Source organism: Pseudoflavonifractor phocaeensis (genome assembly GCF_021531815.1).
GTDB lineage: Bacteria > Bacillota > Clostridia > Oscillospirales > Oscillospiraceae > Lawsonibacter > Lawsonibacter phocaeensis_A.
Window position 1 is genome coordinate 136,473 of record NZ_JADYUM010000008.1, and the last position, 12,743, is coordinate 149,215.

The window sequence follows — 12,743 nt, forward strand, 5'->3', positions numbered from 1 at the left end:
AAAAACGGGGACTGGCCAACAGGACAGTCCACGTTTTTAAGGAGGAACCATGAAAGCAGCGATTTACAACGGAAAAGAAGATGTGACCATCATCGAAAAGCCTACCCCGTCTGCGGACCGAAGGACGTCCTGCTGAAAACCATCTATGCCAGTATCTGCGGGACAGATGTGGCCGTGTACCGGCACGGACCGGGTACCGGACACCGGATCACGCCCGGCGGAGAGTTTGGAGATGAGGCTGTGTGCCGGGTCGCCGCCGTGGGCGAACAGGTGACCGGGGTCCGGGTGGGACAGCGGGTCTATCCCTATCCCCTTCTGGTCACGGGAGATCCCGGACGGGCCGGCACTATCGGAGCCTTTTCCGAGTACATCCTGGCCCCCAACGCCAGACTGGGCCTGGAGCTGTATCCCGTGCCGGAGGAAATCGACGACAGGACGGCCGCGCTGATCGAACCCTTTGCCGTAGGGGCCCGGGCCGCGCGCCGGGCCCAGCCGAAGACGGGCGAAAAGGCGGTGGTGTTCGGAGCGGGCACCATAGGCATTGCAACGGCCATCGCACTGAAAGAGTTCGGCTGTGAGCAGGTGATGGTCTGCGACCTGTCGGAGCTGCGGCTGGAAAAAGTGCGGCGGTTGGGCTTCCCTGCGTGTAATCTGCGGGAGGAGGGGGCCGGCGCGGCGGCGGCAGAGCTGTTCGGTACGGCCCGGGGCTTGACCGGCCCCGCCCCTGATGTGGACGTTTTCCTGGATGCGGCCGGCGATCCTGATTTGCTGAAGCTGTTTCAAGAGGTGGGAAAAATCGGGAGCCGCATGGTGGTGGTAGCCGTACTGGCCGGGGAGCGCCCGGTGGATATTCTGCATATGACCTACGCCCAGAAAGCGTTGATCGGTTCCGGCGGATACTTCCCGGAGGATGTGCGGGACGTTCTGCGCATCATGTCCACTGGGAAATATGATATTTCTTCCATTATCACCCATGAATTCCCCCACGCGGCGTTAAAGCAGGCCCTGGAGACGGCGGGGCGCACGGATCAGGCGCTGAATGTTTTGATCCGTTACGGGGACGGATGATTGCCTGGGGATCAAGTGCCTTTTGGATGGCCGGGTTGCCGCCGATCGGAAGGCGCTTTTCTTTGCCCCGTTGTTTGGAGACGCTCCCGTCGCGGTTCCGCAATTTGAGCGAGCTGTTCCAAATGCTATAATTATGAGGATAAAAAACATGGGCCGATCTGTGATCGGCCCATGTTTTTTCGTTCGATTTTGCTCCTATTCACGTTCCGCTTTGTTAAACATGCTGCGCACGCCGATCCATGGTTTTGGTGGGAGCGGCTTGACGCGTAAAGATCTGAATGCGGGACAAAGAATATGTGGTGTTGAATATGGAATAAACCGGGCCGGAGCCGCATCCATACAGCGGGTCCTCCTATCCGTTCCGCGTTGTTCCGGGCAGTTCTCAATGGCTTGCGGCAAAAGAAACCCCGGCGGCCCCGCGCATGAGCCGCCGGGGTTGTCATCGTTCATTTCATCCGTTTCAGAGTCTCCAACAGCATGGCCCACAGGCGTTGGACCGAGGCGATATGGAGCCGCTCGCGGCAGGTGTGGATCTCGGTCAGGTCGGGCCCCAGGGAGACGCAGTCCAACCCCGGGAGCTTGCCGGCGAAGATGCCGCACTCCACGCCGCCGTGGAAGGCTTCGATCTTCGGGGCGTAGCCGTACTGCTGGGTAAAGACTTCGGTCAGCAGCTCCCGTAGGGGGGAGTCCTTCCGGTACTCCCAGCCGGAGTAGTCCCCGGAGACAGACACCGCGCCGCCCAGCGCCGCTGTCAGGCACTCCAGCCGCTCCACCAGCATCCGCTTTTGGCTGTCCAAACTGCTGCGGACACAGAAGGAGGCACTTACCGAGTCTATACCGGTGGTCAGGATGCCCAGATTTAGGGAGGTCTGGACCAGACCGGGGATGTCAGCACTCATAGCCTGGATGCCGTTGGGCGCGCAGGTGAGGAAGCAGAGAACGCGGCGGGTGGTGTCCGCGTCCATGGGGGCGCCCTCCGGTACCGCCGCCTGGGCGGAGACAAACACACCGGGATCTGTGGCCCGGTACTCCTGTTTCAGCACCTCATCCAGCCTGGCGCATACCGCCATGACCTCCCGGGCGTCTGCCGCCGCCACGACGGCGGCCGCTTCCCGGGGGATGGCGTTGTCCTTCAGCCCGCCGTTGACAGACACGATACGCAGCTCCGTTTCCCGGCTGCAGGCGTACAGCACCCGGCCCAGCAGCGTGTTAGCGTTGCCCAGTCCCTTGTCGATCTCGGCACCGGAGTGGCCGCCCCGCAGGCCGCCTACGGTGATGGACAGGATCTCGCCGCCGGAGACCTCCCGGCGGATGGGAAGGACGCAATGGGTTATACAGCCGCCGGCGCAGCTGACGGTGAACACGCCCTCGGACTCGGAGTCCAGATTCACCATCCGGCGGCCCCGGAGCATGGATACATCCAGTCCGGAGGCTCCCAGCATCCCGATTTCCTCATCCACGGTGAAGACGGCCTCCAGCCGGGGATGGGGGATGTCATCCGCATCCAGAATGGCCAGGGCCATGGCCACGGCGATACCGTCGTCGCCCCCCAAAGTGGTGCCCTGGGCATAGACGGTGTCACCCTCTACCGCCAGGTCCAGCCCTTCCCGGGCCATATCCTTGGCGCAGTCCGGCGCCTTCTCACAGACCATATCCATGTGGCCCTGGAGGATGACGGCGGGGACGTTCTCATAGCCCGGGGTGGCTTCCTTGATGATAATAACGTTGTTCAGCTGGTCTTGACAGGCTTCCAGGCCCCGTTCCCGGGCGAAGTCCATCAGCCAGTCGCTGACCTGTTTGGTGTTGGAGGAGCCGTGGGGAATGGCGCACATCTCCTCAAAAAAGTGGAATACGCCCTTGGGCTCCAAATGTTCCAGAACCGCCATAATATGGTCGCTCCTTTATTGCGTCAATTTTCGTTGCAGTTTCCAGTGGACTGCATACCCTAATAGTATACAGCCGGAGCGGGAGTTTCACAAGTGGGAATTGCCGTCCAGGACCAGACAGAGCCGCCTGTTTTCTGGGCAGGGGGCCGTTCGTCAAGTTCCATATTTTCCCTCTTTCCCGGTCCTGTAAGACCAAGATACCAAAAAGAAGGTGCGCTTGAAAAGAAAAAGAGGCCGGAACATCGTCGACCTGGGGTTGACGGGGCGGAAGAAGGGGAAAAACAGGGAAAGAAAGGTTCGGCGGACTTGACACGGTTGGGGAGAGATGATAATATAATGTCCTGTAACGAGCGCGAGGAACGGAAAGAGTAGCGCCCAGCCAACGAACAGAGAGGGCCCTTCACCGGCTGAAAGGGGGCTTGCCGCGGCGAGGTGTGAAGTGCATCCGGGAGCGTGGGGCGTAATGGCCTCCGGCTCGGCCCCGATAGCGGCCGGAAAAGTGAGAAATGAGAGTGGAACCGCGATTTTGTCGCCTCTTATGCCCATCATGTGGGTGTGAGAGGTTTTTTTCATGCCCGGACAGAAGGAGTAAAACATGTTCAAATCCCTGAATGAAACACTGGAGGCATACCAGCGCCGGGACCCGGCGGCCCGGTCCAAGCTGGAGATCTTACTGCTGTATCAGGGGGTCCACGCCACCCTGTATCACCGCCTGGCTCACTGGTTATACTGTCACAACTGGCGTTTCCTGGCCCGGTGCGTCTCTCAATGGAGCCGGTTCTGGACAGGGATCGAGATCCATCCCGGCGCCAAGATCGGCCGGCGCTTCGTTATTGACCACGGCATGGGCATCGTCATCGGAGAGACCGCCGAGGTGGGAGACGACTGCCTGCTCTACCACGGAGTCACCCTGGGCGGCACCGGCAAGGACCACGGCAAGCGCCACCCCACCATCGGCAACAATGTGCTCATCGGCTGCGGCGCCAAGATCCTGGGTCCCTTCAAGGTGGGGGACGGCGCCCGTATCGCCGCCAACTCCGTGGTGCTCAGCGAGGTGCCGGAGAACGCCACCGCCGTGGGTATCCCCGCCCAGATCGTCCGGATCGCCGGACGTGCTACCCACTACGCCGATGACGTGGACCAGACCAGCGTCAACAACCCCACGCTGGAAAAACTGGCCGCCCTGTCGTCCCGGCTGGACCTGGTGGAAAAGCTGCTGGACGAACAGTATTTGGGCCACACTGGCAATGAGGCGCTGTCCAAGGAGAAAAAAGAGCAATAAAACGGCCTGAGGCCGGTCCCGGGGCGCGGAACGCGCCCCTACATAGAAGTTGATAAGGAGGAACCAACCATGCTGTTATACAATTCCGCTACCCATAAGAAAGAACAGTTCCAGACCCATACCCCCGGCCATGTGGAGATGTACACCTGCGGTCCCACAGTGTACCACTTCGCCCACATCGGCAACCTGCGCTCCTACATCATGGAGGACGTGCTGGAGAAATTCCTGCGCTGGTCCGGCTATGACGTAAACCGGGTCATGAACATCACCGACGTGGGCCACCTGAGCTCCGACGCCGACACCGGAGAGGACAAGATGCTCAAGGGCGCCAAGCGGGAGCACAAGACCGTCATGGAGATCGCCCAATACTACACCGACGCCTTTTTCGAGGACTGCCGCAAGCTGAACATCAAGCGCCCCGACGTGGTGGAGCCCGCCACCAACCGCATCGATGACTATATCAAGATCGTCTCCGGGCTGCTGGACAAGGGCTACGCCTATGTGGCGGGCGGCAACGTGTACTTCGACACCTCCAAGCTGGACCGCTACTATGTGTTCAACGACCACGACGAGGAGGACCTAGCCGTGGGCGTCCGGGAGGGCGTGGAGGAGGACACCAACAAGCGCAACAAGAACGACTTCGTCCTCTGGTTCACCAAGTCCAAGTTCGAGGACCAGGCCCTGAAATGGGACTCCCCCTGGGGCGTGGGCTATCCCGGCTGGCACATCGAGTGCTCCGGCATCTCTCTGAAATATAACGGCGAGTATCTGGACCTCCACTGCGGCGGCATCGACAACGCTTTCCCCCACCACACCAACGAGATCGCCCAGTCCGAGTCCTACCTGGGCCACCCCTGGTGCCAGCAGTGGTTCCATGTCCACCACCTGAACACCAGCACGGGCAAGATGTCCAAGTCCAAGGGTGAGTTCCTGACCGTCTCCCTGCTGGAGGAGAAGGGCTACGACCCCCTGGCCTACCGCTTCTTCTGTCTCCAGTCCCACTACCGCAAGGGCCTGGTGTTCTCCTGGGAGAACCTGGACAATGCCCAGGGCGCTTATAACAAACTCATCAAGCGCATCGCCGGCCTGAAGGAGAAGGACGGCCCCGTGGACGAGGCCGTGGTCAAGGAGTTCAAGGACAAGTTCGAGCAGCAGGTGGGCAACGACCTGAACACCTCCATGGGCGTCACCGCCCTGTACGACGTGCTGAAGGCCAAGACCAACGATGCCACCAAGCTGGCCATTCTGGACAGCTTTGACCAGGTGCTGTCCCTGTCCCTGCTGGACAAGGCCGCCCAGGTCCGCACCGAGCAGGCCAAGGCCCAGACCTCCCAGGCCGCCGGCGGCTACGCCATCACCGGCGAGGGCGACCCCGCTGTGGACGCCCAGGTCCTGGCCCGGTATGAGGCCAAGAAGGCCAAGAACTTCGCCGAGGCGGACCGCATCCGGGACGAACTGAAGGCCCAGGGCATCGAGATCACCGACGTGCCCGGCGGCGCGAGCTGGAAGCGGGTTTAAGGGACCTGAGCAAATGGGGAGGGGGATGTATGAAGGCATACAACAGGCAAAATATCCCCTTCGGTTCCAGCGGCAAAAGGCCATTGGGGATTATATCGTGGACTTTTATTGTGCCAAGGTCGGACTTTCCATTGAACTGGACGGCAGCGGACACTATGAAATGGAGCAGATCAAACGGGACGAGGCGCGGACAAAAGCACTGGAAGCGATGAACGTGCATGTTGCGCGCTTTTGCAATTCCGACGTGGACCGCTCCTTTGAGCAGGTGTGCGAGGCAATCGACCGGGCGGTGAAGGGTTCTCTCCATCAGCCGGCTGCGCCGGCAGCTCCCTCATCAGAGGGAGCCGGAGCGGTGGGTGACCTCCATGCCTCCCTCTGATGAGGGAGGCGGCGCAGCGTGAGCCGCGCCGGAGGGAGAGACAAAGACCGCCGGGAACAGCATCAGAATCATCTGAATATGAGACAGGCCGTGAAACGAGCGTATCGTTTCACGGCCTGTTTTTTGTAAAAATCCCCCGGACAGTCCAGTCCGGGGGATTCGACCTATTTCGACAGGGTTTTCCAGAAAGATATGTTATGGTTCAATCGTCCTCCAATAGCTTGGAAGGGGGAACGTCCAATACCTCTGCCATTTTGAACAGAGTTTCTAGGCTGACACCGCAAATCATGCCAGGTGCTTCGACTTGGGAAAGAAAATTAAGACTCTTTCCGATGAGCTCCGCAAATACCTCCTGGGTGTATCCGGCCTTTTTACGGTAATATGCAATTTTTAAACCGAGCAACCGATATTTTTCCGGATATTCCGTGTGCATGAAACCACATCCTTATCGATTCCATGCTACCAATTTTTGAAATAAATTATAACTTAATATAAACAGATATTTACTTAGTATAATTAAGTGATAAGATTCTGATGAGGTGACTGAAATGTTTGCGGATAAAAAACGGAATATTACCTGCTGTTTCACCGGACACCGGGATATGCCGGCAGGGGAGGCGGAACAAGTGCGCCGTTGGCTGAAGGCGGTGGTATTGAATCTGTACCAAAGCCATGGCGTGCGCTACTTTGGGGCTGGAGGCGCTTTGGGTTTTGATACCCTGGCGGCGGAAACTGTTTTGGAGCTGCGGGCGGACTGGCCCGCGCTGCGTCTGATCCTGGTCCTGCCCTATCCGGGGCAGGAGGAGCGGTGGGCGCGGGAGGAACAGCGGCGCTATCAGGCCATTCTGGAGCGGGTGGACAAGGTGGTCTATACCGCGCCCCGCTATGCGCCGGGCTGTTTCCATGTGCGCAACCGGCACTTGGTGGACCACGCCGGATGGTGTATCGCCTATTTGACCCGGGACCGGGGCGGAACAGCCTATACCGTGGCCTATGCAAAAAGCCGGGGCCTCAGAGTGGTCTGCTGGCCCCAGACGGACGTGGGAATATTTTCTCTTTCCCATTGACAGAATTATGGGAATCTGCTATACTGAAGTCACCCTAATAAGAATTATTCTTAATAGAGAAATCGAATAGAAGAAAGTGAGGAACGTAACATGCCTGAACTGAAGGGAAGCAAGACTGAACAGAATCTGTGGATCGCCTTTGCCGGGGAGTCCCAGGCCCGTAACAAGTATACTTATTTTGCCTCCAAGGCCAAGAAGGACGGCTATGTCCAGATCGCCAACCTCTTTGAGGAGACCGCTGCCAACGAGAAGGAGCACGCCAAGATCTGGTTCAAGCTGCTGGAGGGCATCGGCACCACCGCCGAGAACCTGAAGGCCGCCGCCGCCGGCGAGAACGAAGAGTGGACCGATATGTACCCCAACATGGCCAAGGTGGCCAAGGAGGAGGGCTTCGACCACATCGCCTACCTGTTCGAGGAGGTTGCCAAGATCGAGAAGGAGCATGAGGAGCGCTACCTGAAGCTGCTGGCCAACGTGGAGGGCGGCGTTGTCTTCTCCCGGGACGGCGACATGATCTGGCAGTGCAGCAACTGCGGCCACATCCATGTGGGCAAGCAGGCCCCCGAGGTCTGCCCCGTCTGCGCCCATCCCAAGGCCTATTTCCAGCTGAGAGCTGAGAACTACTAAGACAGACGCGGAAAAGCCGGACACCTTCGGGTGTCCGGCTTTTTGTTGAGAAAAGAGTCCCCCGCGCGGTGTGCGGGGGACTCAAAATCCTTACAGCACTTTGCTGAGAAACAGCTGGGTACGGGGATGCTGGGGGTGGTCGAAGAAGGTCTTGGGCTCGTTCTGCTCCACGATCTTGCCCCCGTCCATGAACAGCACCCGGCTGCCCACCTCCCGGGCAAAGCCCATCTCATGGGTGACCACCACCATGGTCATGCCCTCGTTGGCCAGCTCCTTCATGACGTCCAGCACCTCGCCCACCATCTCAGGGTCCAGGGCGGAGGTGGGCTCGTCAAAGAGCATGACCTTGGGCTTCATGGCCAGGGCGCGGACAATGGCGATCCGCTGCTTCTGACCGCCGGAAAGCTGGTTGGGATAGGCGTCCGCCTTTTCCTCCAGACCTACCCGCTGAAGGAGGGCGGTGGCGGTGTCGTCCGCCTCCTCCTGCTTCATCAGGCCGGTGCGCACCGGAGCCAGAGTGATGTTTTTCCGGATAGTCATGTTGGGGAACAGGTTGAAGTGCTGGAATACCATGCCCATCTGCTGACGGATGGCGTTGATCTTCACCTTGGGGTCGGTGATTTCGGTGCCCTCGAAGGTGATGGTGCCGGCGGTGGGCTGCTCCAGCAGGTTCAGACACCGCAGGAAGGTGGACTTGCCGGAGCCGGAGGGCCCGATGACCACCACCTTCTCTCCGGGGTAGATGTGCTCGGAGATGTCATCCAGGACCAGGTGGTCCCCGAAGGATTTGGACAGGTTTTTAACGTCGATCACTTTGACGCAGCCTCCTTTCCAGCCTGCTCTGGAGGGCGCTGAACACCATGACCAGCGCCAGATACATGCAGGCGATGCCTATGAGGGGGAACATCTGCTCATAGGTGCGCCCATAGATTCCCTGAGCGGCGTACAGCAGCTCCTTGCCGCCGATGACAGTGATCAGAGAGGTGTCCTTCAGCAGAATGATGAATTCGTTGCCCAGGGCGGGGAGGATGGCCTTGAAGGCCTGAGGGATGACGATGAAGCGCATGGTGTCAATATAGCCCAAACCTAGGGAACGGCCGGCCTCGGACTGGCCGGGGTCCAGGGACATGAGGCCGCCCCGGATGATCTCAGCCACGTAGGCGCCGGAGTTGATGCCCAACGTCAGGGCGCCTACCATGGTGAAGTTGCGGCTGCTCTTGAAGATGACCAGACCCATGATCAGCAGCTGGACCATCATAGGGGTGCCCCGGATGATGGTGACATACACCTTGCACAGGAAATTCACGGGCCACATGAGGCAACGGGTCAGGGAAGAACTCTGACCGGGGCGCTGCTGGTCGTAGGCGGTGCGGACCATGGCCACGATCAGACCCAAGGCAATGCCCAGGACCAGAGCCATGGCGGTGACCAGCAGGGTGGTCCCCATGCCCTCCAGATACTGGAGCCAGCGGTTGTTTTCCAAGAAAGCCTGATAGAAGTAGACAAAGAACTCCTGCCAGAAAGACAGATCCTCGCCGGCACGAAGCATGGGCTTCCACAGTTCGTAATAGACGGCCAGCTGCTCCATAGACGATCACCTCTCCTTAGTGTGTGATAATGTGATAAAAAGGGGCGGCTTTTGGCCGCCCCTTGCGGGAATATGGATGTGCGGATCAGTCGGCGTTGATGTACTTGTCCAGAATGGCCTGCACGGTGCCGTCGGCGGTCAACTCGGCCAGAGCGCCGTTGACAGCCTCCACCAGAGCGGTGTTGCCCTTGGCCATGCCGATGGCGTAGTCTTCGGTGACCCACTCACCCTCCAGAATGGTCAGACCGGGATTGGCCTTCACATACTCCTGAGCGGGGGCGTTGTCGATGATGACGCAGTCCACCTGGCCGTTTTTCAGAGCCTGGACAGCGGTAGCACCGTTGTCATAAGCGATCACATGGTCCTCGCCATAACCGCCGTTCTCGGGAGTATCGGAGGCATAGATGTAACCGGTAGTCCCGCGCTGGGCACCGATCATCTTCTCGCCCAGGTTATCCATGGTCACATCAGAACCCTCCTTGACGATGACCACCTGAACGCCAGTGGCGTAGCTGTCGGAGAAGTCCATGACCAGCAAACGGTCCTCGTTGACGGTGACGCCGGCCATGACCATGTCGCTCTTGCCCTGCTGGGCGGCCAGGAGGGCGGCGTCAAAGTCCATGTCGTCAATGACCAGCTCCAGGCCCAGCTTGTTGGCAATGGCCTCAGCGATCTCGGCGTCGATGCCCACGATCTTGCCGGAGTCATCGGTCATCTCGTAGGGAGGGAAGGAGGCGTTGGTGGACATAATCAACTTGCCTTCCTCAATGGTCTTGAGGCCGGCGGGCTCGGAGGTACTGGCGGAAGCAGAAGCGCTGGCGCTGGAGGCGGAGCCGGCGGAAGCGGCGGAGCTCTGGGACTTGGAGCCGCTGTTGCCGCCGCAGGCGGCCAGGCTGAGGACCATGGCCATAGCCATGGTCAGAGCAAGAAACTTCTTCATAACTAAAAATCTCCTTTTTCAATGGGCTGGCCGGATACCTCCGGCGAGCTTTTCTAAAAGTATACCCCAAGGGTATATTCACAGTCAATAGATAATTATTCAAATGAGAGCAAAAAAGCAAATGTTTTTTAGGCAAAAGAGCGGAAAGTATTTAGAAAAACACCAGAAACTTCTCCAGGGACAGGGGCGGGGAAGAAATATGGAAGAAAATGAATATACAAAAAAATATTCATTCCCTTCTGAATGGGAAACGAGGAAGCAGGCAACTTCCGCTGTTTTTTTGCGTCTAATAGAAAGAGCGCGGAATTCTAAAAAGTTTTTAAAGTTTTTTCGATTCCTCTTGCTTTTTTTGCGGGAGGGGGTATGCTATGATATTGCGGCGGCAACCGTTTGGAGGATCAAAATGAAAGCGCTTTTGTACAAGGATACTTTTCCCAGACTGGCGGCGGACCTGCGGGAGCGTCCGGGCAGATGGCTGTCCCGGCTGGTTTTCCTGCTGGGCCCCTGGGTCAGCCTGTGGATGGTGGAGATTTTAAATCAGAATGATGTGTTCCGGGACCTGGAGGACTGGCAGGTGCTGATGAACATGCTGTGGTATTACAGCCTGTTCGTTTCCTGCCGGTTGGTGCTGGGACGAAACCGGCGTGCCGCGGCCCTGGGGGCGGTCCTGTCCTTTCTGGCGGGCCTGCTGAACCACTATATCCTCCGGTTCCGGGGCCGTATCCTGTTTCCGGCGGACATCTCGGGCTGGCGGACCGCGGCCAATGTGGCCGGCGGCTTCGACTACTCCTTTGACCAGTATATCACCCAGGCGGCGGTGCTGTTGACGGCTTATCTGTTTCTGGTCTGGATGTGCGTCCCACAGAAAAAACGGGCCAGACTGCCTCTGTGGTGGAGCCTCCTCTTGTGGGCCGCCATGGGGGGGTACTCTTACGCCTTTTTCTGCACTGGGATGCTGCCCGCCCTGGACATCTACACCCAGCAGTGGGTCACCCAGCGCAACGGCTTCCTGCTCAACTTCACCGTGGCCATGCGGTACAGCTCGGTGGACAAGCCGGAGGACTATTCGGACGAGACGGTGCTGGAACTGATGGAGGAGTATCCGGGCTTGGAGGGGGACAGCTCCGCCACCCGTCCCGCCAATATCGTGGTCATCATGAACGAGTCTTTTGCGGACTTTTCCATTTTTGATACCTTTGAGGCCTCGGAGGACCCCACCCCCTTCCTCCACTCCATGGAGGAGAACACCATCAAGGGTTGGATGTACTCTCCCGTCACCGGCGGCGGCACTGCCAGCGTGGAATTTGAATACCTCACCGGCTTTTCCACCCTGTTCCAGCCTCCCCATACCGTGGCCTATCAGCTCTATGTGGAGGAGGGCATGCCCTCCCTGGCCGCCCTGGCCGGGAGCCAGGGCTATGAGACCACCGCCTTCCACCCCTATAAGTCCTCGGGCTGGAACCGGGTGCTGGCTTACCAGTATCTGGATTTCGACCACCAGCTGTACGAGGAGAATGTGAAAAACGGCTATTATATCCGCCATTATGTCTCGGATTCCTCCGACTACCAGACCATTTTCCGGTCTACGGAAGGGGAAGACGCCACCTTCTTTTTCAATGTGACCATGCAGAACCACAGCGGCTATGCCCAGGGCTGGAACAATCTGGAGCGGTCTATCCAGCTGCCCGACGTGCTGCGCAAGGCGGACTCCACGGCGGAGCAGTATTTTGCCCTGGCCAGAGAGAGCGACAAAGCGCTGGAGGAATTGATCTCTTATTACAGCAGCTGCGAAGAACCTACGTTGGTCGTCTTCTTTGGGGACCATCAGCCGCCGCTGAAAAATGCTTTTTACGAGGTGCTGTACGGCAAAGCATTGTCAGAGCGCACCACCGAGGAAATTCTGGAGCAGTACGCCGTCCCCTTCTTCATCTGGGCCAATTACGACATTGAAGAACAGGAAGATGTGGTCATCAGCCCCAACTACCTGGGGGTACTCACCGCCCAGGTGGCCGGCCTGCCGCTGACGGGCTATATGAACTTCCTGTCCCAGATGTATGAGGAACTGCCCGCCATCACCCCTGTGGGCTTTGTCACCGGAGACGGACAGTTCCTGGAGAAAAAGGAACTGAATGAGGCGCAGCAGGAGTGGCTGCGGCGGTATGAGATTTTGAACTACTGCGGTATGGTGGACTTGTTTGACGAGGCCCGGCCCATGTTTTGTGTGGACCGTGAGGAAGCGCCGTAAAACGGAATATTTTAAAAGGCCGCCCGGTACAGCTGTGCCGGGTGGCCTTTTTTATGATACAGCGGAATAATAAATTTTAGTTTATAGGGTTAGGAGATTTCGCCGCTGCGGCGGCGAGTGACTTTTGGAGCCATCCAAAAGTC

12 protein-coding genes are annotated in these 12,743 nt (G+C 58.6%); 7 read left to right on the forward strand and 5 right to left on the reverse strand.

The annotated features are described in order from the left end of the window. Nucleotides 1–174: 174 nt before the first annotated feature. A complete protein-coding gene (locus I6E42_RS07100) occupies nt 175–1,068 on the forward strand; it encodes a zinc-dependent alcohol dehydrogenase (RefSeq protein WP_235371219.1) in 894 nt (297 codons plus the stop codon). 446 nt (nt 1,069–1,514) lie between these two features. Here I6E42_RS07100 and I6E42_RS07105 read toward each other — a convergent pair whose 3' ends face one another. Then, entirely contained in the window at nt 1,515–2,954 is a 1,440-nt protein-coding gene (locus I6E42_RS07105; RefSeq protein WP_235371220.1) for an aminoacyl-histidine dipeptidase, read from the reverse strand. Nucleotides 2,955–3,549: 595 nt separating this feature from the next. Between I6E42_RS07105 and cysE the strand changes: the two genes are divergently transcribed. The 3 genes from cysE (at nt 3,550) to I6E42_RS07120 (ending at nt 6,133) form a co-directional block, all read left to right on the forward strand. Continuing rightward, complete coding sequence (gene cysE, locus I6E42_RS07110; RefSeq protein ID WP_235371221.1) at nt 3,550–4,236, forward strand: serine O-acetyltransferase; 687 nt, start codon at nt 3,550–3,552, stop codon at nt 4,234–4,236. A gap of 69 nt (nt 4,237–4,305) precedes the next feature. Then, on the forward strand, nt 4,306–5,754 hold the full coding sequence (cysS, locus tag I6E42_RS07115) for a cysteine--tRNA ligase (RefSeq protein ID WP_235371222.1): 1,449 nt from the start codon (nt 4,306–4,308) through the stop codon (nt 5,752–5,754). Between the two features lie 25 nt (nt 5,755–5,779). Continuing rightward, a complete protein-coding gene (locus tag I6E42_RS07120; RefSeq protein ID WP_268841917.1) occupies nt 5,780–6,133 on the forward strand; it encodes an endonuclease domain-containing protein in 354 nt (117 codons plus the stop codon). 202 nt (nt 6,134–6,335) lie between these two features. Here the strand turns inward: I6E42_RS07120 and I6E42_RS07125 are convergent, their stop codons facing one another. After that, nucleotides 6,336–6,566 (reverse strand): helix-turn-helix domain-containing protein, encoded by a 231-nt coding sequence (locus tag I6E42_RS07125; protein WP_235371224.1) that lies wholly within the window; start codon nt 6,564–6,566, stop codon nt 6,336–6,338. Nucleotides 6,567–6,759: 193 nt separating this feature from the next. Between I6E42_RS07125 and I6E42_RS07130 the strand changes: the two genes are divergently transcribed. Then, nucleotides 6,760–7,200 (forward strand): SLOG family protein, encoded by a 441-nt coding sequence (locus tag I6E42_RS07130; RefSeq protein WP_235371225.1) that lies wholly within the window; start codon nt 6,760–6,762, stop codon nt 7,198–7,200. Between the two features lie 90 nt (nt 7,201–7,290). Continuing rightward, nucleotides 7,291–7,827, forward strand: a complete 537-nt coding sequence (gene rbr, locus I6E42_RS07135; RefSeq protein WP_235371226.1) for a rubrerythrin — start codon at nt 7,291–7,293, stop codon at nt 7,825–7,827. A gap of 90 nt (nt 7,828–7,917) precedes the next feature. Here the strand turns inward: rbr and I6E42_RS07140 are convergent, their stop codons facing one another. From I6E42_RS07140 to I6E42_RS07150, 3 genes are all read right to left on the reverse strand, one after another. Further along, entirely contained in the window at nt 7,918–8,640 is a 723-nt protein-coding gene (locus I6E42_RS07140) for an amino acid ABC transporter ATP-binding protein (protein WP_235371227.1), read from the reverse strand. After that, nucleotides 8,627–9,406 (reverse strand): amino acid ABC transporter permease, encoded by a 780-nt coding sequence (locus tag I6E42_RS07145; protein WP_235371233.1) that lies wholly within the window; start codon nt 9,404–9,406, stop codon nt 8,627–8,629. Before I6E42_RS07145 ends, I6E42_RS07140 begins: the two co-directional genes overlap by 14 nt. A gap of 94 nt (nt 9,407–9,500) precedes the next feature. After that, nucleotides 9,501–10,355, reverse strand: a complete 855-nt coding sequence (locus I6E42_RS07150) for an ABC transporter substrate-binding protein (RefSeq protein ID WP_235371228.1) — start codon at nt 10,353–10,355, stop codon at nt 9,501–9,503. A 403-nt stretch (nt 10,356–10,758) separates the two neighbouring features. On the opposite strand from I6E42_RS07150, the gene I6E42_RS07155 reads away from it, so the two are divergent. Further along, complete coding sequence (locus I6E42_RS07155; protein WP_235371229.1) at nt 10,759–12,600, forward strand: LTA synthase family protein; 1,842 nt, start codon at nt 10,759–10,761, stop codon at nt 12,598–12,600. Nucleotides 12,601–12,743: the final 143 nt, after the last annotated feature.

Bases quoted from the DNA above. Each gene is read 5' to 3' on its own strand.
- I6E42_RS07105 (WP_235371220.1), bottom strand. From the start codon at position 2,954: ATGGCGGTTCTGGAACATTTGGAGCCCAAGGGCGTATTCCACTTTTTT.
- cysE (WP_235371221.1), top strand. From the start codon at position 3,550: ATGTTCAAATCCCTGAATGAAACACTGGAGGCATACCAGCGCCGGGAC.
- cysS (WP_235371222.1), top strand. From the start codon at position 4,306: ATGCTGTTATACAATTCCGCTACCCATAAGAAAGAACAGTTCCAGACC.
- I6E42_RS07120 (WP_268841917.1), top strand. From the start codon at position 5,780: ATGTATGAAGGCATACAACAGGCAAAATATCCCCTTCGGTTCCAGCGG.
- I6E42_RS07125 (WP_235371224.1), bottom strand. From the start codon at position 6,566: ATGCACACGGAATATCCGGAAAAATATCGGTTGCTCGGTTTAAAAATT.
- rbr (WP_235371226.1), top strand. From the start codon at position 7,291: ATGCCTGAACTGAAGGGAAGCAAGACTGAACAGAATCTGTGGATCGCC.
- I6E42_RS07150 (WP_235371228.1), bottom strand. From the start codon at position 10,355: ATGAAGAAGTTTCTTGCTCTGACCATGGCTATGGCCATGGTCCTCAGC.
- I6E42_RS07155 (WP_235371229.1), top strand. From the start codon at position 10,759: ATGAAAGCGCTTTTGTACAAGGATACTTTTCCCAGACTGGCGGCGGAC.